The organism is Roseateles asaccharophilus, assembly GCF_004362405.1.
Taxonomy (GTDB): domain Bacteria; phylum Pseudomonadota; class Gammaproteobacteria; order Burkholderiales; family Burkholderiaceae_C; genus Kinneretia; species Kinneretia asaccharophila.
Map to the genome: position 1 here is coordinate 163,295 of NZ_SNXE01000008.1, position 22,271 is coordinate 185,565.

15 protein-coding genes are annotated in these 22,271 nt (G+C 64.4%); 8 read left to right on the top strand and 7 right to left on the bottom strand.

Annotated elements, in window-relative coordinates; genetic code table 11:
* The 5 genes from DFR39_RS19885 to DFR39_RS16180 form a co-directional block, all read left to right on the top strand.
* The coding region (locus DFR39_RS19885) for a YDG domain-containing protein (protein ID WP_170223038.1) at nucleotides 1–1,615 on the top strand (1,615 nt) is incomplete at its 5' end.
* Nucleotides 1,612–3,267, top strand: a complete 1,656-nt coding sequence (locus DFR39_RS16165; protein WP_133604814.1) for a ShlB/FhaC/HecB family hemolysin secretion/activation protein — start codon at nucleotides 1,612–1,614, stop codon at nucleotides 3,265–3,267. The genes DFR39_RS19885 and DFR39_RS16165, both read left to right, overlap by 4 nt.
* A gap of 35 nt (nucleotides 3,268–3,302) precedes the next feature.
* The gene (locus tag DFR39_RS16170) at nucleotides 3,303–4,010 is read left to right on the top strand and encodes a response regulator transcription factor (protein WP_133604816.1); all 708 of its coding nucleotides are present in this window, start codon (nucleotides 3,303–3,305) and stop codon (nucleotides 4,008–4,010) included.
* Nucleotides 4,007–5,317, top strand: coding sequence for a FecR domain-containing protein (locus DFR39_RS16175; RefSeq protein ID WP_133604818.1), 1,311 nt, complete (start codon nucleotides 4,007–4,009; stop codon nucleotides 5,315–5,317). Before DFR39_RS16170 ends, DFR39_RS16175 begins: the two co-directional genes overlap by 4 nt.
* Nucleotides 5,317–7,554, top strand: a complete 2,238-nt coding sequence (locus tag DFR39_RS16180; RefSeq protein ID WP_133604820.1) for a CHASE2 domain-containing protein — start codon at nucleotides 5,317–5,319, stop codon at nucleotides 7,552–7,554. The genes DFR39_RS16175 and DFR39_RS16180 overlap by 1 nt, the downstream gene beginning before the upstream one ends.
* A gap of 29 nt (nucleotides 7,555–7,583) precedes the next feature.
* On the opposite strand, the gene DFR39_RS16185 is transcribed toward DFR39_RS16180, so the two are convergent.
* From DFR39_RS16185 to DFR39_RS16210, 6 genes are all read right to left on the bottom strand, one after another.
* Nucleotides 7,584–7,793: a hypothetical protein gene (locus DFR39_RS16185; protein ID WP_133604822.1), complete on the bottom strand. Its 210-nt coding sequence runs from the start codon at nucleotides 7,791–7,793 to the stop codon at nucleotides 7,584–7,586.
* 5 nt (nucleotides 7,794–7,798) lie between these two features.
* Nucleotides 7,799–8,623, bottom strand: a complete 825-nt coding sequence (locus DFR39_RS16190; RefSeq protein WP_133604823.1) for a hypothetical protein — start codon at nucleotides 8,621–8,623, stop codon at nucleotides 7,799–7,801.
* Nucleotides 8,624–8,731: 108 nt separating this feature from the next.
* The gene (locus tag DFR39_RS16195) at nucleotides 8,732–11,563 is read right to left on the bottom strand and encodes an ATP-binding protein (protein WP_133604825.1); all 2,832 of its coding nucleotides are present in this window, start codon (nucleotides 11,561–11,563) and stop codon (nucleotides 8,732–8,734) included.
* Between the two features lie 38 nt (nucleotides 11,564–11,601).
* The gene (locus tag DFR39_RS16200; protein ID WP_133604827.1) at nucleotides 11,602–11,802 is read right to left on the bottom strand and encodes a hypothetical protein; all 201 of its coding nucleotides are present in this window, start codon (nucleotides 11,800–11,802) and stop codon (nucleotides 11,602–11,604) included.
* A 117-nt stretch (nucleotides 11,803–11,919) separates the two neighbouring features.
* The gene (locus DFR39_RS16205; RefSeq protein ID WP_246030870.1) at nucleotides 11,920–13,791 is read right to left on the bottom strand and encodes a glycoside hydrolase family 13 protein; all 1,872 of its coding nucleotides are present in this window, start codon (nucleotides 13,789–13,791) and stop codon (nucleotides 11,920–11,922) included.
* 28 nt (nucleotides 13,792–13,819) lie between these two features.
* Nucleotides 13,820–15,448, bottom strand: a complete 1,629-nt coding sequence (locus tag DFR39_RS16210; RefSeq protein ID WP_162849559.1) for an alpha-amylase family glycosyl hydrolase — start codon at nucleotides 15,446–15,448, stop codon at nucleotides 13,820–13,822.
* Between the two features lie 174 nt (nucleotides 15,449–15,622).
* Here DFR39_RS16210 and DFR39_RS16215 point away from each other — a divergent pair, with 174 nt between their 5' ends.
* Complete coding sequence (locus DFR39_RS16215) at nucleotides 15,623–18,457, top strand: alpha-1,6-glucosidase domain-containing protein (RefSeq protein WP_246030871.1); 2,835 nt, start codon at nucleotides 15,623–15,625, stop codon at nucleotides 18,455–18,457.
* Nucleotides 18,458–18,554: 97 nt separating this feature from the next.
* Complete coding sequence (locus DFR39_RS16220; protein WP_133604832.1) at nucleotides 18,555–19,784, top strand: hypothetical protein; 1,230 nt, start codon at nucleotides 18,555–18,557, stop codon at nucleotides 19,782–19,784.
* A 5-nt stretch (nucleotides 19,785–19,789) separates the two neighbouring features.
* Here DFR39_RS16220 and DFR39_RS16225 read toward each other — a convergent pair whose 3' ends face one another.
* Nucleotides 19,790–20,134 (bottom strand): YkgJ family cysteine cluster protein, encoded by a 345-nt coding sequence (locus DFR39_RS16225; protein ID WP_133604834.1) that lies wholly within the window; start codon nucleotides 20,132–20,134, stop codon nucleotides 19,790–19,792.
* 283 nt (nucleotides 20,135–20,417) lie between these two features.
* Here DFR39_RS16225 and DFR39_RS16230 point away from each other — a divergent pair, with 283 nt between their 5' ends.
* Nucleotides 20,418–22,199: an HlyD family secretion protein gene (locus tag DFR39_RS16230; RefSeq protein ID WP_133604836.1), complete on the top strand. Its 1,782-nt coding sequence runs from the start codon at nucleotides 20,418–20,420 to the stop codon at nucleotides 22,197–22,199.
* Nucleotides 22,200–22,271 lie beyond the last annotated feature (72 nt).

Below are 22,271 nucleotides of genomic sequence, written 5' to 3' on the forward strand. Positions count from 1 at the left end.
GAACGTGGAGCTCAAGGACGGTGCGCTGACCATCAACAAGAACAGCACGGCGCGCGTGGTGCTGACGGCCAATAGCGACACCAAGCAGTACAACGGTGCAACTCAGTCGGTGAGTGGCTTCACTGTGACAGGCCTGCTGGGTGAGGATGCGGCTGACGTTGCCAAGGCCACCAGCGGTATCAGCGCCGGTGCGAGCGCGAAGAATGCCGGCCGTTACAGCACGGCCTTCTCGGGTAGCAATGCCGAGCTTGAGCAGAATTACGCCAATATCGAGAAGGTGGACGGCGCGCTGACCATCAACAAGAACAGCACGGCGCGCGTGGTGCTGACGGCCAATAGCGACACCAAGGAGTACAACGGCGCGACTCAGTCGGTGAGTGGCTTTACCGTCATGGGTCTGTTGGGTGAGGATGCGGCTGATGCTGCCAAGGCCACAAGCGGTATCAGCGCCGGTGCGAGCGCCAGGAATGCCGGCCGTTACAGCACGGCCTTCTCGGGTAGCAATGCCGAGCTTGAGCAGAATTACGCCAATATCGACAAGGTGGACGGCGCGCTGACCATCAACAAGAACAGCACGGCGCGTGTGGTGCTTGCCGCTACCGGCGGTACTGTGGAGTACAACGGTAGCCTCCAAGCGGTCAGCGGCTTCACGGCAGAAGGTTTGGTGGGGGCTGACAAGGCCGATAACCTGGGCGTTTCGTCTGGAGCGCAGGGGCGCAATGCCGGCCGTTATGGCACGGCATTCCAGAACACCGAGCAGCTTCAAGCCAACTATGCCAACGTGGAACTCCGTGATGCGGTCCTGGTGATTGAGCCCAAGACGGTCACATTGGCTTCGATTACGGCAGCGGACAAGGTGTATGACGGCAGCACGGCGGCCAGCATTACCCAGGCCACTGTGGTTGGCACAGTCGCGGGCGAGACGCTTTCGGTGCTCGGTGAAGGCCAGTTTGAAGACAAGAACGTCGGCCAAGCCAAGACGGTTAGCGTGGCGGACGTCCAGAGCCTGCGGCTGGTGAATGGTTCTGGTGACTGGCGCAACTACAAGCTGCAGACGGCGGGAGCGCTGACAAGCCGCGCTAGCATTACCCCAAAACTCCTGTCCGTGCTGGGTGGCAGCGTGGCCGACAAGGTGTTTGATGGCAATGTGAATGCGTCCTTCACGATGGGCCGGCTCGATGGCTTGGTTGGCCAGGAGACGCTGGTGGTTCAAGGCATCGATGCCCGTTTCCGTGATGCCCAGGTCGGCAGCGACAAACCGGTCGATGTGCGACTCAGTCTTGCCAACGGAGCCAACGGTGGCCTCGTGTCCAACTACATCCTGCCGGAACAGCTCTACCGGGCCGCTATCCAGAGCTCTGACCAGCGGCCTGTCGATCCGCGGCCTATTCCGCCCAAGGATGTTTCACCAAGCCGTGTGGCTTTCCTGCCACCTACTAGTGCAGGCGTTTCTTGTCGGGTGGAAGATTTGGAGGCTGAGTATCAACGCAGCGGTAGTGTTTCCGATGAACGGCTCAAGCAATGTGCTTGCGAACTGACTGAGGAGACCGGCGTGCTGATCTGTTATGCGCCGCAGTCCGAAACAGTCGCGGCAAACGTGGGGAAAGACCGATGAATTGCAAGTTCAGGTTGCGCCAGTTGTCACTTGCGGCTGTGCTTTTGGCCGTGGGCATGTCTCATGCGCAAACAGCGGACCCCGGTGCGGTCCAGCGCGGCATCGAGGAATCAAGCATTCCGCCCCGACCTGCTGCACCTGTGGAAAAGCCAGTCGTACCCGATCAAAAGCTCTCTGATCGTTTGGTCGAGGTGCAGGTTGAGGGAGCAGTGCTGCAAGCAAAGGTCAGAGAGTACTGGCAGCAGAGCCTGGGACAGCCTGTTGGCCTTCAGCAGTTGCTGGCGTTTGAAACCTGGTTGGCGGATCAGGCACGTCGTGCTGGTTATCTGGCTTACGCTCAGTCTGAACTTGAAACGGTGGCAACTGGCGGGCATCGTCTCAAGGTTAGGGTCGTGGCGCCCAAGGTCAGCAAGGTGACCGTCTCGCTCGCGAAGGCTCCGCTTGGCGAGGAGTACCGTGAACGCATTGAAGCGCGTATCAATCGTGTGGTGCGGGTTGGTGAACTCCTCGACGTCCAACAGTTGGACGAGTATTTGCCGGCGAGCACCTTTGACTTGCCCGTAGATCTGTCTGTGGTGCTCAGGCCTATCGGACCGGAACAACTTGAACTGATGCTCGAGATCGGCCCTCGTGCCGCCCCACCTGGTACGGTGGAGGTGTCCGCCTGGCAGATCAACAACCATGGCCTAAGTCAGTATGGACGCCCCCAGTTCATGGGTTCTGTCAGCCAAGTGGGCCTGCGGCCGGGAGATCAATTCAGCCTTCTGGGACTTGGTTCTCAAGGGGTGGCTTTTGCGCGCGCCGAATACGATGCGGCAGTGCCGAATCTGTACGGGCGGCTTCGGACTTGGGCGAGCATTTCCTACACACGAACGATCAAAGGGGGCGCTGCCGCGGTTTCCGGCAGTTCGCAAGAGAACGGGGTGGGCTATGCACACATCCTGCCGCTGGCGAGCGCGCACCCGTGGAAGTCGCAATACAGCCTGAGTCGCCGAAAGACCGATAGCCGGCTTACTGGCACGGAGCTCGAGATCTCGAATATCGCTGACAGCCAGCTGCGATGGAACCTGAGCGCTGAAACCTTACCGACGGCCTACCGGAATTGGCGTGCTGAATTGACCCTGGCGGCTGGCGACTACACCCATGTCAGCGGTGATCTGACCCCAGAGGGCGGGTATAGCTTTTTCCAGCTGGCCGGGCGCTATGGGTTTGCCCTCGGTGATGATGCCCGTTGGCGCATGGAGATGCGAGCGCGTGGGCAGTGGGCGTCCCGTAACTTGGACTCTTACAACCGTTTTGCCCTCGGTGGAGTGAACGGCGTGCGGGCCTACACAACTGCCGATGGCGTTGGCGATGAGGGCGCTCTGTGGAGTGTCGAGCTAAACCGACAAATTGCTCCTACGCAGAACCTGGGGGTCTTCTACGACGGAGGGGTGATCCGGCCGAACAAGAACGCTCTCGCAGGTAGCCTCAATAGCAGTTACACGCTCAATGCCGTGGGGGTGGCGTGGAACGGAAGTTATGGGAGTTGGGTGTGGCAGACGTCGCTGGCCAAAGGTTTTGGGGGCTACAAGAAGGCTGAATTCAATGAGCCTACCGAATCGAAGGCGAATGAGACGCGGCTTTATGCAGCACTTACCTACTACTTTTAACTGGACGGCAGATCTCGAGCGGGGATCGACTTTGTATGCATATCGCTTTGCTTGAAGACGAGCCAGATCTGGCCGCCGATGTACGCGCAATTCTGGAGCGCGAGGGGCATGTGGTCGTCACGTTCAGCAGCGGCAACCACATTATCAGGGGCCTTGCGAAAGAGCCTTTCGACTTGTTAGTGTTGGATTGGAATGTGCCAGGCCCTAGCGGGCTTGACGTTCTGATTCATGTCAGAAAGGAGTTGCAGTCTGCGGTGCCTGTGATGTTTCTAACCAGCAACTCGGCCGAGGATCAGATTGTTGTGGCACTGAATGCAGGCGCCGATGACTACTGTGGGAAGCCTCTACGCGCCTCTGAATTCACGGCCCGTCTGAGGGCCTTGGAGCGGCGCAGCCACATTGCCCGCGTGGGACGCACGGCTGAGACGATAGAGTTCGACGGCTATCAGTTCAATGAGGTCGAGCGATGTGTGGACATGGGCGCCGAGCAGGTCTTACTCACCGAGAAGGAGTTTGAGCTTGCGAAGTTGCTGTTTCAGAATCTTGATCGTCCCATATCGCGCTCGCAGATCATGGCGCATGTTTGGGGTCGGGAGGAGGACGTACTGTCGCGCACTCTCGATGTCCATGTCTCGTGGCTGCGGCGCAAGTTGAAGCTCGGGGCCGGCTTAGGCGGCTATCGATTGCTGGTTGTCCGTGGTTATGGGTATCGCTTGGTCAAGGGCGAGGAGGCCGCCGTATGAAGATTCGGGCAGCTTGGGCCTTCATGGGCCCAGTCGTTCTCACGAGCACTGCGCTGATGGCGGCGCCCGGTGCCGCGCCAGTTCCGAGGGATGAGTTCGTCAGCTACGAGGTTCGCGCCGGGGACAAGCTCCAACAGCTTGTTGCACGCTATCTCGAAGGGGCGGGAGCCCAACAGAAGCTGGTTGAAATCAACCGGCTCAGCAAGCCGGGCCTGTTGACGGTGGGACAAGTTTTGCTCTTTCCGCGCGATCGGTTGCGTCATGTTCCGGTCCCGGCTCAGTTGTCAAAACTGAGCTGCACGCAGATTGTTGAGGTGCGCGGCGAACACAGCCGTTTGCTGCGCCAGGGGGATACCGTGGATCAGGGGGCTGTCTTGCGTGTTCCCGCGTCTTGCCAAGCTGTTCTTGCCGTTGAAGGGGCGGGCAGAATCAGTCTGCCGGCCGGGGCGAGCGTACGTCTTTCCGCTTTGCGGCGTAACGCACTCGAAGCTTCACCCGAGGTTCAGATTGAGTTGCTGGACGGCCGGATTGACATCGAAGCCCAACAGCGAGGGCCCAAGGATGCGCCGTTCAATGTGCGGACACCCACGTCCGTCGCAGGGGTCCGTGGCACTGCATTCCTGGTGGAGTTTGATGAGAGCAGTCGAATCACCCGTGTCGAGGTGTCGCAGGGTGTGGTGGGAGCCCGTGGACTCAAGGAGGGGCAGGAAGTTCGGGTTGGTGCAGGCCAGGGTGTGGTGATCAGTGCGGACGGACGCACACAGGGCGTCGAAACCCTGCCTCCAGAACCGAGAATTAGCGCACTTGAGTGGGTATCTGGACAGTGGCAGGCCGCATTCGAAACTTCAGACAGTGTCAGCACGGTGCGTGTTGATCGGTCCGATCAAGCCAATGGCCTGCCGGAGGCCACGTCGGCTGTATCGGCTCGGGATGCAATTCCTCTTGGTGAGCTGTCGCCACAAGCCGTATTCATCAGCCTCCAGTCGCAAACTGCGGGCGGTTTGCAAAGTCCACGCCATCATGCGGCTCTTTGCAAGACGGCAGCGCCTGCGCCTGGGAGCGATGCATTGCCGCGTTGCCACGTGCGCTTTGACTTGTCCGGCCTTTCGCAGCCTCATCTGAGCGTGCAACGCCTGGGGGCTGGTGCTCCGACGGCAGTTGTGGATGGGCCGGTACAGAGTCGCCAGGCGCTACTCAGGGGATTGGTGCCCGGGCAGTATCAATGGTTCATCAGGGCTCTTGATAGTGAGGGCAGGCCGCAAAAATTGGAGGGGCGGTTTGAGTTGATGGCAGCGCGAGAGCCCTGATGCCGATTGCCCAGCCTTCGCCTGTGGCCACTCTCTGGCGCTGCTCTGCGGACCGGCGGCGCTTTTTGCTGGAGTGGTTTGCGTTGGCTGTGCTTGCGCTGGCAGCTGCTGTATTGCTGTGTGTGCGGGGCTGGGGGGGGAGCATCGGCCAATTGTTTTTCGATGCGGTTCAACGAATCGACCCGGCAGAGGCCAGTGCGCAGGTCCTCATTGTGGCCATTGACGATGCTTCGATTGATGAGCTGGGTGGCTGGCCAATTCCCCGTGACTCTTACGCAAAGCTCCTAGATCGTCTGGCCGATCCTCGTGAGAAACCTCGCTCCGTGGGGATCGATGTACTGTTCCTTGACCCACGTCCCGAGGATGCACAGCTGGCCCGGGCGATGCGGGAGCATCGCGTGTATTTGGCCATGGAGTATCGCGCTGGCCCGGATGGTGTGAGAGATTTGTCGCGCAAGCCCAGTGCAGAGCTCGAGCGGGCTGCCACGGGCATGGCGCATATCAATCTCGCGTTTGAGAAAGACGGTGTGATCCGCGGTGCCAAGCTGATGGAGGGCACGGTACCCCATTTGGCGCTTGCTATGTACGGAGCCGGGAGTTTTCCTGACTCGGTGGACAGCTATCGCAGGTTTCGCTTGTTCGATCCGGCGCGAGGGGTTCCGACCGTGAGTTTGTCGGACGTCCTGGAGGGGCGTACGCCTGCTGGATTGTTCAAAGATCGCCATGTCTTGGTAGGGGCCGTGGCGCCCAGCTTGGGCGACCACTATCCGACGGTCTATTCTGGAAGGGAGGGAGCCGGTACGCCAGGTGTCGTGCTGCACGCGGCGCTGCTCACCGGTCTGTTGCGGGGCGAATTGATCGAGCTTGCCCCGACATGGGTCGTTCTGCTTGCGACTCTGTTGGCCATCACCTTGGTGCTTGCTGGCTTGGTGCTATTGAGTCCCGGTCTTGAACTCCTGCTGAGCATGTTCGTCTTGGTCTCGACCCTGCTGCTCAGTGGCTTGGTACTGGCGTGGGGGAACGTGTGGATTGATCCAAGTGCCGTGATCATTGTGGTGCTACTGATCAAGCCTGCATGGGCCTGGCGACGCATGGAAATGATTGTGAGTTTCATGCGGCAGCGCGCGGGTCTGATCATGTCCGGGCAGGAGGGCTGGGTGCCGGAAAAGCGCTCCAGCGAGCGACTCGACACCGTGCTTCAGACATCGCGGCTGTTGGATCGAGCGATCCGGACCGTGAAGATGCACATGGGTTTCTTGCGCACAGTGCTGGATGCGAGTCCCAACCCCATGCTGGTCGTGGATCAAGAGCACGGCGTGTTGATGTGCAATACCCAGATGCAGGAGTTGCTACCGCCCATAGGAGAGGCAGTGCCTATCCCCTTGGCAACCCTGTTCTCGCACTTGCAGATGGACGGAGCGCACAGCTTGCCGCAGCTGGCCGAACGTCCCGTATTCATCAGTTTGGTTCAGCAGCATGGCACCGAGCGCCACTTCATACTTCGAGCGGCGAGTCTGCCCGCGGAGCGTGGCGGTCAGTGGTTGTTGGCCATGGCTGACGTGACGGAGATGCGCAGTCTTCAGCTTCAGCGCGATATGACCTTGCAGTTGCTGACCCACGATATGCGAACCCCCGTTGCATCGATCATCGCCCTGTGCCGTCGAGATGTCGCGGGCACGGGCGCACAGGTGGAGCATGTGCTTGGCATCCAGCGCCATGCCCAGCGTTTGCTGCGCCTGATGGATGACTTCATCATTTCGATTGCGGCGGAGTCGCCCCGCTATCAGATGAGTGAAGCCGTGTTTGACTTCCTGTTGGATGAGGCCATCGACGAGGTCAAGGATCTAGCGGAAAGCCGTCATATTGATCTTCACGTCAATGCCAGCGACGAACCGGCATTCCTGAGTTGCGATCAGCGATTGATCGTGAGAGTCCTCGCGAACCTCCTCGTCAACGCCATCCGGCATGGCCAGCCAGGCAGCGTCGTGAGCGTGAGCTATGCCCCCGTAGCAGTGCCTCCGGGATCTCGGTATCTTGAGTGCAAGGTTTGCAACCACGTGGCGCCGCGTAGCCGTCAAGCGGGTGCAGACGCACATCAGCGGGGTTTTGGGCTCGGGCGTCAGTTTGTTGAAACCGTTGTGCGTCGCCATGGCGGAGAAGTCACTTTCGAGGTGCCAGAGGTGGTGGGCCAACTTGCCAGTATCCGTCTTCGATTGCCGCTAGGCAGTGCGGCATGATCCCTCACGAGCGGCAACGTCGGCGCACGTTAGAGCACCTGCATTGATTTGCGCATTGAGTACGAACTGCTCAGGAGGCGTTTGGCTTCAAGCACATCCATGCCGCCTGCGCCTTGGCAAGCATCTATGAAGCGTTTGGGTGAAAGCCCATGTTTGTGAAGAATGCTTCTTGACTCGGCTGGAGCTTGCCGCAGCTCAGAAAGTATCTGGATCAGATTGGGGTTGCGGTCGTGGTTCATGAGGTTCAAAGACAGAAGTTGGCGGGGCTGGCTTGTCGTATGGAGTGATGCAATTCGGCCGATCCGGTCTGGCCGACGTCGTGTGTGCTTTCCTGCTGTACTCTCAGGGCTTCGATCGCCTTGTTCACCAGCCCCTCGTCGCACAAATAGCTGCTGACTTCCCGCGTCAGCGCTTCGATGACGATCTTGAGCGTCAGCGCTGGGTGCTTGCGTTCTTCGCTATTGATGTTGACGAAGACTAGGGTGATGCCGCGATGCATCAGCTCCGCGTAGTTGCTGCCCGCTGGCTGCAGTTCCAACTCTGCGGCCTCCAGGCTTTGCTGGCGTGACAAGATCCGCAGCACATCACAGCAAAGGTGCCTGATCACCTCGGTTTCCAGAAGTTCCATTTCCACCGATGTGGGCGCACCGAAACCGGCACCCAGCCGGGCGTAACGGTGTGCTTCGAGGACGCGAGCGATGCGCTGTTCTTGAATCGATCGAGTGGGCGCTAGAACATTGTCGTAACTGCTCCAGTTCGCCTCCCGCGCTCTTTGGAATGTGTAGTGATGAAGCTGATCCCGTTCGGGATCGCTCATCACTTCGGGGGCGTTGTGCGTGTCTTTGCCCTGCAGCACTTGGTTCTGCGATAGATAGTCCTTGGACCACTCGGCAATGAGCGAGGCAGCCGTTCGTGATCCTTCGGGTGCCGTCAAGCCCGCGCGGGCCAGCATGCGCGACATTTCGATCGCCACTTCCAGTGCTGGCTCGGCCTGTTGCAGAGTTCCGCTCACCGCTTTGGTGCGACGGTCATCAGCCGTGATGGAGTTCACGCTAAAGAGCATGTTCATGACTGCCTCTTTCTGTGCTGAATTGGTTGGTTCGGGGCTGCTGCGAGCAGGTGGCGTTGTCGCGCCCGAACCCTGTACTGATCTATTCCCGGTGGCGTTTCTACGTTCTCAGACACTCGGTTCCTGGCTTGGCTGCGCAGCCAACTCCTGAAACGTGTGGCGGCCTGGGAGCTCGATGCAGAAACTGCAGCCGTGTTCGGGTCGACTGGATACGGTGATTTGCCCGCCAAACAGGCCCTGGACGAGGTTGTATGCCACGCTCAGACCCAGTCCGTTAAGCCCAGCGCCCAGCTTTGTGCTGAAGAATGGTTCGAAGATGCGATGCATGGCATCCGAATCGATACCCTGGCCGCTGTCTGTGACATGCAGGCGCGTACAGCCCGACACCTGATCGCGTTCGGCGCTGAGCACGACGAGTCCCGTGCGGCTATCTGGATAGGCATGCTTGATCGCATTGTCCAAAAGAATCTCTAGAACCTGACTCAGCGCCTGGGGCGAACCATGCAGGGTGAGACCTTGAGGAATCCGGTTTACCCAGCTGATGCCGCCCTCCTTCAGCCGCCCAGCCATCACCTGAAGCACGCGGTCGGAGATCGTCCGCAGACCGAAGTTCTGAGGTGCCGTTTGTTCGGTGTGCAGCGCGAACTGCTTGAAGCTCGCGATCAGGGAGTCCGCCCTTGTCATGCTGCGCTCAACCAACGAGAGGCCCTGCGACAGATCCTGGCAGTACCTCACCCAGTCCGCGCGCTTCAGGCTCTGCTGAGCAAGGTGCGATGTGACTTCGGACAGTCGCCCCTGCAAGGTACTCGCGACCAAGCGACAGTTGCCTATCGGGGTGTTCAATTCATGTGCGACGCTGGCCACAAGCGTTGACAGAGCCTGAATGCGCTCCTTGGTCATGAGTTCTCGCTGTAGCAAGCTGGCGCGCTTCTGTGCCAATGCGTTGTCCAGTGCTACGGCCGTGTATCCACAAAGGCTGCGCCATATCAAGAGCTGCTGCGTGTCCAGAGGCAGAGCCCCAGGGCAGCGAAATCCGATGGCGCCCAGCGTCCGCTCTGCACAGATGAGCGGTGAAAGCACTTCGAAGGTCAAACCTTGCGCTTCACTGGCCTCGAGTTCTTGGCCTGATGAGTCAAGAAAGAGGCTTTGCCCGCTTTGAACACATTTCCGCCAGAGCTCCAGCCCACGGCCATGAGCCTCAATGCCCACGTCGTTGGCCGAGACCGCTGTCAGTTTTTCGCCCTTGCCGCCTTCGTTCATCCATAGCACCGAACAAGGCCCACCTAGCAGTTCGATGCAATGAAAATTGAGCACGTCGTGAATCCGATGAGGATCGAGTTCGTGCGTGATGGCTTGACCTACACCTGCAAGGTGATGCAGCACTTGCAGTGACGAGGCCAGGTTCTGCGAGCGAATGCTCTCAGCTTCGGCGAGCGTGCGTAGATAAGCTCTTTCCGAGCGAGCTTGCTCAATTTCGTGATGCAGGCGCAGGGCTTGCCGCGCAAGGGCGTTGCTGCTCGTCTGCTTGCGTTTGAGTTCCATGACGGCCCTCTCAAGCAGGTGATAGGCGCGCTCGTGCCCCCCGCACTCCGCAATGGCCTGCGCAGAGGCTTCGAACAATTCTGGCGCCGGGCTGCCTGCCGGAAGCCTTTCGGCTTGCCGCAAGGCATCCATGTACAGATTGACCACATCGGCCGCTGTGTATCGCGATGAGCCATGGCTGCGCTCTGAGCGGGCCGCCTCTGCCAAGAGAGCCAAAGCCTCGACCTCGTCCTGCGGTCTGCGTGCTCGTTGCGCCAGCTCCAGTCCTTGGCGGATGTGCTCATATGCGCCCGCATGATCGGATTGGGCCAGCATGGCCCTTGCCATACCGAAATGAGCCTGTATCAGCAGGTCTTGAGCGTCCCGGATCTGAGTGGAGCGATCAATAAGTGTGGCAAAGACATCTTTGGCGCTTGCCGCATCGCCTTGATCCAGCGCCGTCTGCCCGAGCGCCTCAAGTGCCAGGGCCGTCGTGCGCCCGTTGGGATGCCGCGAGCACAACTCAAGGCATTCGCTGAGCGTCGCACGGGCTGCAAAATGCCTTCCCAACCTTCGCTGGGCCTCACCGAGGTGCGCCAAACAAAGGCTTAGCAGTCCCGGCCACGCGCAACGCCTTGACAGTTCAATCGCCCGGGTCAGCCATTCAAGTGCCGTTTGGAACTCGCCCATGCGGCTGTAGGTGTGGCCCAAGTTGGTGGCAATGGTGATGGCGCGCCTCTGCTGTCCGGTCTCGATGGCATGTTCATGTGCCAAGGAGAGGTGTGACAGCGCCTGGGAGTACTGGCCATCCATGCCCGCACGCATGCCGAGGTAGTCGGCCACCGCCGCACTCTCAACGGCGGGGAGATCACTGATGTCCTGGGGCAACTCGTCGTCATACGTCGCCGCCAACTTCATGGCTTCATGGAAGATCGCTGCACGCGCACGCGTTGCAGCAAACACGGTCGTACGTTCGGGATCCCCCTTCGCGGCCTCCAGCGCCTGCGTCAAGGAATCCCACATTTCCGTACCGTCGCCGCCGTCAGCCGCTATATAGAAGCGCAGAAAGTGGCAATCAGCCAAGCCAATCGCATCCTCCAGAGCCGCAAACTGCTGTCGTGCCTGCAGCAGGCCAGCTCGTGCCGAGTCAGCGTCGCCCAAAAGCAAGCGGATCTCGGCCTTCAAAAGCAAGGACCGAGCCGTGGCGAGTTCAGCGTCGCGCCTGCTAATGCCGGCAGGCAGCGGCTCGCTGCCCAGGATGTCGACCAGTCGCAGCGCGAGCTCAGGATCGGCCTGGCGCTGCGCCCAGGCAAGTTGCAAACGCATCCGCCATACCAAGCTCGGGGGGGCTTGCTCAGGTGGCGATGTAACCCGCTCCAGGGCCAACCGCTGGCTCTGGGTGTAGAACAGCGCGAGCATGGACTCTTACCTCTCGTGTTGGACCTGGGCCTGGTGAATCAGAGAAAGATCACCAGGAACACGAGGCCTATGACCAAGAGATACGTTGCCCAGAAAAGGCCAGCTTCGGTCAAACCCGCTCGATGCCACAAGCTGTAGCCCATGGCGTCCGCATGGCGCGCAGGCCCTGACGCCGAGACCGCATGTTCAAGCATGCCTGTCTCGTTAGGGATCGAGGTGAGTCTGGTGTTGTCGTTCATAGCAGGGACCTAGGGGATGGAGTGCCTGCTATGGTCTAGGTTTTAGGGGGAGGGCGGTCTTAAAGATTGTTAACTAGGGGTTGCCATCCACTTCATTTCGCGAATGCGGTCACGCATTCAAGGGGATAGCTCCAGAACCATGGTGCTGCGTGAGGGAAGTTCGAGGCTGGCATGCAAGGGGTGAACGTGTCCACTGAGAACGTCCCGGCCGAGTCTGGCCTCGTTCAGCGTGTCGGCGAAGCGCTGCAGGTCCAGCGACATTGACCGCCTGTTTTTGTTGATCACAAGCATCACAGGCCTTTCCCCTGGCAGCCGTCGAAACAGCACGTAGATGCCATGCAGGGGGGCATAGTGGATCAGATGGCCGTTGTGAACAGCTTTAGCACCCTTGCGCCAGTTGAGCAGGCGGCGCAGCAGGTCCTTCGCCTCGCCCTGGCGCGGGCTCAGGCCGCGGCCGCTGAAACCATCCACCGTATCGCCGGCAAAGCCGCCGGGGAAGTCGGCCCGCACCCGGCCGTCGTCGCGCTGCTGCGGGCTGGTGAGCAGCACTTCGCTGCCGTAGAAGAACTGCGGGATGCGGTTGACCACGCAGAGATAGCTCCAGGCCATGCGCAGCAGGTCCATATCCTCGCCCAGCAGGCTGAACAGGCGCGGTGTGTCGTGATTGCCCTCGAAGACCACCAGGCGATTGGCGTCGGCGTAGACGAAATCATGCGCCAGGGTCTCGTAGAGCTTGTAGATGCCGCCTTCGCCCTGGTCCGCGTCCTTGAGCCCCGCGAGCAGGGCGTAGTGCAGCGGGAAGTCCATCATGCTGGGCGTGGAGGAGACATAGCCGTCGTGGTTGCGCTTGCCGCGCTGCCAGTAGGCCACGATGGCCGGGTGGCCGCTCCATTCCTCGCCCACGATGTTCAGGCGCGGGTACTCGCGCATCAGGCGGGCGGACCAGCGGGCCAGGAAGTCGCGGTCGGAGTAGGAGTAGGTGTCGGTGCGCACGCCCGACAGGCCCGCGTACTCGATCCACCACAGGCTCATCTGGATCAGGTAGGTGGCGAGCTGGGGCTGGCGCTGGTTGAGGTCGGGCATGCCCGGCGTGAACCAGCCATCGCTGAAGCGGCGCCGGTCGCTGGGGGCGGCATGCGGGTCCTGCCAGGTCACGCGGGCGTGATGCGTCTCGGTGTAGCTGGGCCACTGGTTGAGCCAGTCGGGCGCGGGCAGATCGGCCATCCACCAGTGGTGGTCACCGATATGGTTGAGCACGATGTCCTGGATCAGGCCCAGACCGCGCTGGCGCGCCTCGGCGGCCAGGGCGCGGAACTCCTCATTGCTGCCGAAGCGCGGGTCGATGCGGTAGAAGTCGGTGGCCGCATAGCCGTGGTAGCTGTAGCTGGGGCCGTCGTTCTCCACCAGGGGCGTGGGCCAGATCTGGGTGAAGCCCATGGCGGCGATGTAGTCCAGGCGCGCGCGCAGCCCGGCCAGATTGCCGCCGTGACGGGCGCCGGGATCGCTGCGGTCCACGCGCGTCTCGCGCATGGCCGGCGGAGCCACGGCCGGCTCGGCCCGCGCAAAGCGATCGGGCACCACCAGGTAGATCGCGTCCTTGGTGTCAAAGCCCTGGCGCTGGGCCGAGCCCGGCGCGCGGGCCAGCAGCTCGTAGGGCAGGCTCAGCAGCGGCGCGGCACTGCCGGGGCGGTGCAGCTGGATCTCGATATGGCCTGGGCGGCAGTCGGCTGCCAGCTCCAGCTCGATGAAGAGGTAGTTGGGGCTGGCCAGGCGCTGCTGGCCCAGCAGGCGCACGCCCGGGGCCTTGAGGCGGGCCTCCAGCGTGGCCAGGCCGGGGCCGTGCAGCATCAGCTGCAGCCGGGGTTCGGCCATGCCCACCCACCAGTTCGGCGGCTCCACGCGCTGCAGCGCGGGGGCGGCGGGCGCGCCGCCGGCGGTCTGCGAGCTGGCGAGCGCACCGAGGGCGGCGCCGGCGGCGGTGGTCTTCAAGAGGGTTCTCCTTGTCAGCATGGCGGGCTCAGGGCTTGAGAAGTCGATAGACCGTCACCGATTGTGGCGGCAGCGCCAGCCGGACCTGGCCGGTGGCATCGCTGCGCCGGGGCAGGGCCTGGGACGGGTATTCGGGGCGCAGCGCGGCCTGGGCCGGCAGCTGACCCAGGTCCAGATGCATGGGCTCGCGGCCGTAGTGGATCAGCACCAGGCTGTGCTCCTCGCCCCAGCGGCGCTGGAAGCTGAAGAGCCGGCCCTGCGCCAGCACCTGGGCCTGCTCGTAGCGGCCGCGGGCGATGGAGGGCAGGCGCTGGCGCAGGCCCAGCATGGCCTTGTAGAAGTTCAGCAGCGAGCCCGGATCACGCGCCTGGGCCTCGACATTGTGGCTGGCGATATTGGGCGCCAGGGGCCGGAAGGGCCGGCCGCCCGCCGGGCTGAAACCGCGGCCATCGGCGCTCCAGCTCATGGGCGCGCGCAGGGGCTCGTCGCCCGGCAGGCCCGCCACGCCGGCCATGCCGATTTCCTCGCCGTAATAGATGAAGGGCGTGCCCGGCAGCAGCAGATAGCTGGCGGCGGCCAGCTTGTAGCGCGCCTCGTCGCCCGCCAGCTGGTCCCAGATGCGGCGACCGGCAAAGATGTCGTGGTTGGCCAGCATGGTGGCCATGCCGGCCGGCGCGGTCTTGAAGTAGTCCGCCAGGGCCTGGGTGGCGGCCGCGTCCTCACCGCTGCTGGCCTTGAGGATCTGCTGCTCCAGCCCGAAGGCGAAGGCACTGCCGCAGACCTCGGGCCGGCCGTAGACCTGGGGATTGGCCGTGGCCTCGCAGACCACATGGCGGCGCGGGTAGCGCTTGATCTCGCGCTGCAGACGCTGGGTCAGGGCGCGGCTTTCGGGCTGGTCGTTCCAGTCGCGCGCATTGTTCTCCACCAGATGCGGCACGGCATCGAGTCGAAAGCCGTCCAGACCGCGCTTGAGCCAGAAGCGCAGGCTGGCCAGGTGGTAGTCCAGCACCGCGGGCTCGCGCATATTGAAGTCGGGCATCTGCGGCCCGAAGGTGGCGAAGTAGTGGGCGCCGCCCTCGGGCGTGGCGTACCAGGGGTTCTGGCCCCAGATGTCCCAGCCGCTGGGGGCCGGGTCTTGCCAGACGAACCAGGAGCGGTAGGGGCTGCGCGCATCGCGCCGGGCGGCCTGGAACAGGGGGTGCTGGTCCGAGGCATGGTTGATCACGTAGTCGATGATCACGCCCATGCCGCGCCGGTGGGCCTCGCGCAGCAGGCGGTCGAAGTCGGCCAGGCGGCCGTACTGCGGCTCCAGGGCGCGGTAGTCGGTGGTGGCGTAGCCGTGGTCGCGGTCGCTGCTGGCGGTGATGGGCATCAGCCACAGGCCGCTCACACCCAGGGCCTGCAGATAGGGCAGGCGCTGGATCAGGCCGTTCAGGTCGCCGATGCCGTCGCCATCGCTGTCCTGATAGGCCCGCACAAAGATCTCCATGAAGGCGCCATGCTGCCAGCCCTCGGGCAGGGGGCTGGGGCGGATCTGTGGCGGCACGGGGCGCAGGTCCGCTGGCGAGCCCACAGGGGGCGGACCGCCCGGGCCCGCCAGGGCGCTGCCGCCCAGCAGCAGGGCGGCGAGGGTGCTTGTCAGCGCAATTCGTCTCATGAATGTAGTTTGATTACTGACTCTGGCGCCGGAGGGCGGTCCACGCATCAGCTCATTTGTGGCGCGCAGCATAGCGGCAAGCGAGGCTCGGTGTAAGTCTGGGTCTTGCGGATATGTAGTTTTGCTACCATTTGCCGCCATCCGCTGACCCACGACGCCAGGACCACCCTGACCATGACCTGCTCCCCCACCCGCAGCCCAGCCCGGCGTCTTTTTATTCCGATGAAGGGGCGGCTGCGCAGCCTGAGCCTGCTGGCCCTGGGCTGCTCGGCGACGGCGCTCGCCGCGGCGGCGGGGCTGAGCGAGGCTGCGCTGCGCCAGGCCTGCGACGCAAGCGCCAGCAGCCGCCTGCTGCAGGCCGAGCAACTGCCGCCCCACGATGCGGCCGTGCAGATGCTGGAAGGGGAGGGCGGCGCGCGCGCCGTGGGCGACTTCATCTGGGCCGGTCTGCGGCCCGCCGAGCCGGGTTGGCGCTACCGGCTGTATCACGCCGCCACGGGTCGTTTGCAGGCCGCCCCCGGCGCGCCGGTGCAGGGTTTTGATGCCGCGCTGGAACTGCGCGATCTGGGGGCGCACACGCCCACCGGTACCCAGGCCTGGATCGGCCCGGGCCGGCGGCTGGCCCTGCCGCCGGATCTGCCGACAAGCACCTTGCGGCAATGGCTGCGCGGCCAGCTGCTGCTGGTGGCCGAGGACGCTCAGGGCCGCGTGCAGCAGCTCAGCGGCCTGCAGCCCGGGGCCTTGCTGGACGCGCTGTATGCCGCGGCCGAGCAGGCGCCCGCCCTGGGCCTGAGCCCGCGCGCGGCTGGCGGCTTCGATCTGCGCCTGTGGGCGCCCACGGCGCGCCAGGTGCATCTGTGCCACTACCCCGAGGCCGATGGCGCCGCAGGGCGCGTGCAGGCCCTGCGCCGGGATGCGGCCACGGGCCTGTGGCAGGGCCGGCTGCCCGCCAGCGCACGCGGCGGCTACTACAGCTATCTGGTGGAGGTGCAGGTGCGCGGGCTGGGCCGGGTGCTCAACCGCGTGACCGATCCCTACTCGCTGAGCCTGAACGCGGACTCGCGGCGCAGCTTCATCGTGGACCTGGCCGACCCGGCCTACAAGCCGCCTGGCTGGGATGCGCTACGCCCGCCCGCCCGGGTGGGCGGCAACACGGACATGGTGGTGTACGAGCTGCATGTGCGCGACTTCTCGCGCGACGATGCCTCGGTCAGCCCCGTGCGGCGCGGGCGCTACGAGGCCTTCACCGAGACCGGATCCCTGGGCATGCAGCATCTGCGCCGCCTGAGCGAGGCGGGGCTCACCGATGTGCACCTGCTGCCGGTCTTTGACATCGCCAGCGTGCCCGAGCGTGCTTGCGTGCAGCCCGAGGTGCCGGCCGAGGCGCCGCCCGACAGCGAGGCCCAGCAGGCCGCGGTGGTGGCGCAGGCTGGCCGCGACTGCTTCAACTGGGGCTATGACCCCTGGCACTTCAACGCGCCCGAGGGCAGCTATGCCAGCGACGCCAATGAGGGCGGACGTCGCATCCTGGAGTTCCGCCGCATGGTGCAGGCCCTGGCGGGCATGGGCCTGCGCACGGGCATGGACGTGGTCTACAACCACACGGCCGCGGCGGGCCAGCATGAGCAGTCGGTGCTGGACCGCGTGGTGCCCGGCTACTACCAGCGCTATGACGCCCGGGGGCGCATCGAGCGCTCCACCTGCTGCGACAACACCGCCACCGAGCGCCGCATGATGGGCCGCCTGCTGCTGGACTCGGTGCTGCTGTGGGCGCGCGAGTACCGCATCGCCTCCTTTCGCTTCGACCTGATGGCTCACCAGCCGCGCGCCCTGATGGAGCGCCTGCAGGCGCGGCTGCGCTCCGAGCTGGACCATGCCGTGCCCCTGATCGGCGAGGGCTGGAACTTTGGCGAGGTCGCCTATGGCGCCCGCTTTGTGCAGGCCTCCCAGCTCTCCTTGCCCGGCAGCGGCATCGCCACCTTCAGCGACCGCGGCCGCGATGCGCTGCGGGGCGGTGGCGCCTCGGATGCCGGGGCCCAGATGGTGAGCCGCCAGGGCTGGCTCAACGGTCAGTTCTATGCCCCCAACGCCCTGGGCGGCGGCGCGAGCCGGGAGGACCTGATGCGCAGCGCCGATCTGCTGCGCCTGGCCCTGGCTGGCAGCCTGCGCGACTACGAGCTGCAAGGCTGGGACGGCCAGCGCCGGCGCGGCGCCCAGATCGACTACGCGGGCCAGCCCGCCGGCTATGCGGCCGCGCCCGGCGAGGTGGTGAACTACGCCGACAACCACGACAACCAGACCCTCTTCGACCTCAATGCCCTGCGCCTGCCCCTGGACACCTCGCGCGAGGACCGGGCGCGCGTGCAGGTGCTGGGCATGGCGCTCACCGCCTTCAGCCAGGGCGTGGCCTATTTCCACGCCGGGGTGGAGACCCTGCGCTCCAAGTCCCTGGACCGCAACAGCTACGACTCGGGCGACTGGTTCAACCGCCTGGACTGGTCGCTGCAGACCAATCACTTCGGCACCGGCCTGCCGCCCCGGCCGGACAATGCGGCGCATTACCCCTGGATGCGCCCAGTGCTGGCGCGGGCCGATGAAATCCGCCCCCAGCCGGCCCAGATCCGCTGGACGGTGGCGGCCTTTGCCGATCTGCTGCGCCTGCGCGCCAGCTCGCGCCTGTTCCGCCTGGACAGCGCCGAGCAGGTGCGCCAGCGCCTGCGCCTGCACAACACCGGCCCCACGCAGCAGCCCAGCCTGCTGGTGGGCGAGCTCGATGGCCGGGGTCTTCCCGGCGCCGGCTTCCAGCGCCTGCTCTACGCGATCAATGCCGACCTCAAGCCCCAGGCCCTGGACCTGCCCGAGACGCGCGGCCAGGCCTGGCGCCTGCATCCGGTGCATCTGGCGCCCGAGGCGGCCGACCGCCGGCCCCGTGAGCAGGCGCGCTTCGAGCCCGAGCGCGGTCGCTTCGAGATCCCGGCGCGCACCGCCCTGGTCTACGTGCTGGACTGAGCCGGGGCAGCGGCGGGCTGCCGCGCTGGCAGGGCGGGGCCTATGGTGCTAGGGTTGCGATGCTGTGCCTGGGTCCAGGCACCGGAGGTGTTGCACCATGTCCGCACCCAGCTCTCGCGCCTTGCCGCTGCCTGGCCTTCTGCAGCGTCTCCTGCACGTCCTCTTTTTCGGGCTGTTGATGCTCTTGGCGGGCTGTGCCAGCCCGCCAGCGCTTGCGCCCTCGCCCCAGGGCCTGCTTAGAGACGATCTCTTCGGCGCGGTCGGCCCCGTGCCTGCGCCCCAGCAGGTGCTGGCCATGACGCCGGCCATGGTGGATTACGCGGAGCAGGAGATCACCGCGCTTGCACGCAGCAAGGGCTTGCGGCAGGGCATGCTCGATGCCTTGTACAAGCGCGGGCAGCTGCAGCTGGAGTACGACGACAGTCGCACCCGCAATGCGGCCGAGGCCTTTGAGGCGCGGCGCGGCAATTGCCTCTCACTGGTGCTGATGACGGCGGCCTTTGCCAAGCACCTGGGCCTGCCGGTGCGCTTCAACAGCGTGTTTGTCGAGGAGCTCTGGAGCCGCAGCGGTGACCTGTATCTGGTGGCCGGTCATGTGAACCTGAGCCTGGGGCAGCCGCGCCTGGAGCGCAGCGGCGCCCGCGTCTTTGATGTGGGAGAGCTGCTCACCATCGACTTCCTGCCCGCCGATCAGCTGCGCCGCCAGCGTAGCCGGGTGATCGAGGAGGGCACGGTGCTGGCCATGTACTACAACAACCGCTCGGCGGAGTCTTTGCGCGAAGGGCAGCTGGACGCCGCCTATGGCTGGGCGCGCGCCGCGCTGCTCAGCGATCCGCGTTTTCTGGCCGCCCAGAACACCCTGGGCGTGATCTACCGCCGGGCGGGGCATCCGGCCCTGGCGGAGCAGGTCTTCAGGCAGCTACTGCAGCAGGAACCCGCCAACACGCAGACCCTGTCGAATCTGGTGCTGGTCCTGCAGGAGCGCGGTCAGGCGGTGGAAGCCCAGTTGCTCAGCGCGCGGCTGCGCGAGCTGCAGCCCGAGCCCCCCTACAAGTTCTACGACCAGGGCATAGAAGCCATGCGTCGCGGTGAGTTCCAGGAGGCCAAGCGACTTTTCACGCGCGAGCTGGAGCGTGCGGCCTATGTGCACGAGTTCCACTTCTGGCTGGCCCTGGCCAACTACGGGCTGGGTCAGATGGACGAGGTGCGCAAGCACCTGGCCCTGGCGCGCGAGCACAGCACCACACCCATGGACCGTGAGCGTTACGCCGCCAAGCTGGAAAGCCTGCGCCGCGGCAGCCGCGCGGCGGAGCGCCTGCCGGGCTGAGGCGCTCAGGCGGGCAGGGGCGGCAGGCCGTGGCGCTGGCGCGCGCGGTTGCAGGCCTCGTCGCCCAGGCCCATGGGCGAGCGCAGCCCGAACTCGCGGCAGGGCGAGGGGCGCCACTCATAAATGCCGCAGCTGGCGCGCTCACCCACCGTGCCCACCAGGGCGGCACAGCGCGGGCGCAGATGGTCGCTGCCGCGCATGCGGGCCAGGCTGTCGTTGAGTTCGACGCACAGCCCGTCGGGCACGCAGCCCCCCTCGCTCTGCAACTCCTCGCGCGCAAAGTCCACACGAAAGCTGGCGCAGCAGGCGCCGCAGCTCAGGCAGGGGTTGGCGTTGTCGGATGCGCTCATGGCGCCAGTGTAGGTGTTGATGTGCGTACAGGCCTGCCCTTGACAAGCGCCATCAGCCCGTCACCGGGGAAGCACTCCGCAGTCCATGCACGGGTTGCTTAACACTCCTTAAGACACAAGGCGCGACCGTTCTTCGAACATGGCCGGCAAAGCGCTTGCCCAGTCGTGGTCGCTGGCAGTGGATTCGTGCCTGCTGGAAGTCCGTTCATCGCCTGGTGCACGCTTGCATGGCAAGTGCCGCTAGCTTTGCGGCAGACAAAAAGACAGGTGCGGGAGGATCAGCGTGGCCAGCGCAGAGGGTCTGTTCAGACCAGAAGTACTGCAGGCGGCTCAAGGCCAATGGCTGGGCAGCATTCGGATTGCGCGGCCGCCGAGCTTTGCCTGGGTCACCAGCATCGCGATGGCGCTGGCCGCTGCCCTGATCGCCTTTGCCGTGCTGGGCCAGGTGAGCCGCAAGGCGCGGCTGCCGGGCCTGCTGCTGCCCAGCGAGGGCCTGATCGGCGTGAGCGCGCCCCAGGCCGGCACGGTGGCCGAGTTGCTGGTGAGCGAAGGCCAGCAGGTGCAGGCCGGCCAGCCCCTGCTGCGCCTGAGCAGCCCGCGCCTGCTGACCGGCGGCGACGCCACCGCCCTGGCGGCCCAGGCCCTGGCCCAGCGCCGCAGCGCACTCGCCACCGAACGCCTGCTGCTGCAGCAACAGGCCCGCCAGCGCGATGACGCACTGAATGACCGTCTGCGCAGCCTGCAAACCGAGGCCCGCCAAGCCGAGGCCGAACTGGACACCCACCGCCTGCGGGCCCAGCTGGCGGCCAAGAGCCAGGCCCGCTTCGAGGAACTGGGCCGCAGCGGCTTTGTCTCCCCCGCCCAGACCCAGCAAAAGCACGAAGAGCTGCTGGACCTGCAACTGCGGGAACGCAATGCCCAGCGCAATAGCGAAGCCCTGCAGCGCGAGATCCAGAGCCTGCAGGCCGAGCGCCAGGCCAATCGCACTGCACTGGCCACCAGCCTGGCCCAGCTGGAGCGCAGCCTGGCCAGCCTGAGCCAGGAGGTGCATGAGAACGAGGCCCGGGGCGGTCTGATCGTGGCCGCGCCCCAGGCCGGCACCGTCAGCGCCCTGGTGCCTCACGCGGGCCAGGCCGTGCAGCCAGGCCAGACCTTGCTGAGCCTGGTGCCCGAGGCGCGGGCAGGCCATGACACCGGACACAACACCCCTGGCAGCTCAGCGGCGCCGCTACAAGCCCAGCTCTACGCCCCCAGCCGCACGGCGGGCTTTGTGCAGGCGGGCCAGACGGTGTGGCTGCGCTATGCCGCCTATCCGTATCAGAAGTTCGGCATGGCCCAGGGCACGGTGGCTGCGGTGAGCCAGACCCCCATCGCGCCTCAAGACCTGCCCGCGGGCCAAGCCCAGGCCCTGCTGGCGGCGGCCCAGAGCCAAGAGCCGCTGTACCGCATCACGGTGAACCTGGCCCAACAGCACATCAATACCTATGGACAGGCACAGGCCCTGAAGGCCGGCATGAGTCTGGAAGCCGATGTGATGCAGGAGCGTCGCGCGGTATGGGAATGGGTCCTGGAGCCCGTCTTGGCGGTTTCTGGCTCAGCAAAGAATCTGATCACTTCGCCTGTGAATTTAGCCAGCCCGGGAGGTTGGGAGGCGAGATTGGTGGATGCGTGCCGGACGCTTTCCGGTTTATGGATAGGAATCTATATGAAGACCATTTCAAATCAAGAGTCGAAGCAAGTGGGGATTTGCGTTGGCAACTCGCCCGAGCCAGGACTCGTTGAACTGACCGAAGACCAATTGGATAGCGTGGACGGCGCTTTGGCTCCGGTCGCCGTTGGCGCGGTCGCTGGTGCGTTCGGCGGCGCCCTAAGCTATGGCTTGGGCGCAGGCAGTAGTGCCACTGTTGGAGGGTACGTTGCAGCCGGTGTGTTTGGCTTCGTTGGAGGTGCTTTGGCCGGCGTCGGTGGTCTGACTGCAGGACTGGGCGGCACCTCAATCGGGGCGCTAGGCGGATGGGGGGCAACGTTCGGAGGAACTAAGATCAACGCCCCGAGACCCGCGTAAGTACTGCACGAAGGCTAGATGGCGGCAAACGTAGCACACCATCAAACCAAGCTAACCGCATTGTCGACCTTA

What these genes read in the sequence shown, in the direction of transcription:
- DFR39_RS16175 (WP_133604818.1), top strand. Translation starts at nt 4,007, where the DNA reads ATGAAGATTCGGGCAGCTTGGGCCTTCATGGGCCCAGTCGTTCTCACG.
- DFR39_RS16210 (WP_162849559.1), bottom strand. Translation starts at nt 15,448, where the DNA reads ATGAGACGAATTGCGCTGACAAGCACCCTCGCCGCCCTGCTGCTGGGC.
- DFR39_RS16185 (WP_133604822.1), bottom strand. Translation starts at nt 7,793, where the DNA reads ATGAACCACGACCGCAACCCCAATCTGATCCAGATACTTTCTGAGCTG.
- DFR39_RS16170 (WP_133604816.1), top strand. Translation starts at nt 3,303, where the DNA reads ATGCATATCGCTTTGCTTGAAGACGAGCCAGATCTGGCCGCCGATGTA.
- DFR39_RS16195 (WP_133604825.1), bottom strand. Translation starts at nt 11,563, where the DNA reads ATGCTCGCGCTGTTCTACACCCAGAGCCAGCGGTTGGCCCTGGAGCGG.
- DFR39_RS16190 (WP_133604823.1), bottom strand. Translation starts at nt 8,623, where the DNA reads ATGAACATGCTCTTTAGCGTGAACTCCATCACGGCTGATGACCGTCGC.
- DFR39_RS16165 (WP_133604814.1), top strand. Translation starts at nt 1,612, where the DNA reads ATGAATTGCAAGTTCAGGTTGCGCCAGTTGTCACTTGCGGCTGTGCTT.
- DFR39_RS16220 (WP_133604832.1), top strand. Translation starts at nt 18,555, where the DNA reads ATGTCCGCACCCAGCTCTCGCGCCTTGCCGCTGCCTGGCCTTCTGCAG.
- DFR39_RS16215 (WP_246030871.1), top strand. Translation starts at nt 15,623, where the DNA reads ATGACCTGCTCCCCCACCCGCAGCCCAGCCCGGCGTCTTTTTATTCCG.
- DFR39_RS16225 (WP_133604834.1), bottom strand. Translation starts at nt 20,134, where the DNA reads ATGAGCGCATCCGACAACGCCAACCCCTGCCTGAGCTGCGGCGCCTGC.
- DFR39_RS16180 (WP_133604820.1), top strand. Translation starts at nt 5,317, where the DNA reads ATGCCGATTGCCCAGCCTTCGCCTGTGGCCACTCTCTGGCGCTGCTCT.
- DFR39_RS16200 (WP_133604827.1), bottom strand. Translation starts at nt 11,802, where the DNA reads ATGAACGACAACACCAGACTCACCTCGATCCCTAACGAGACAGGCATG.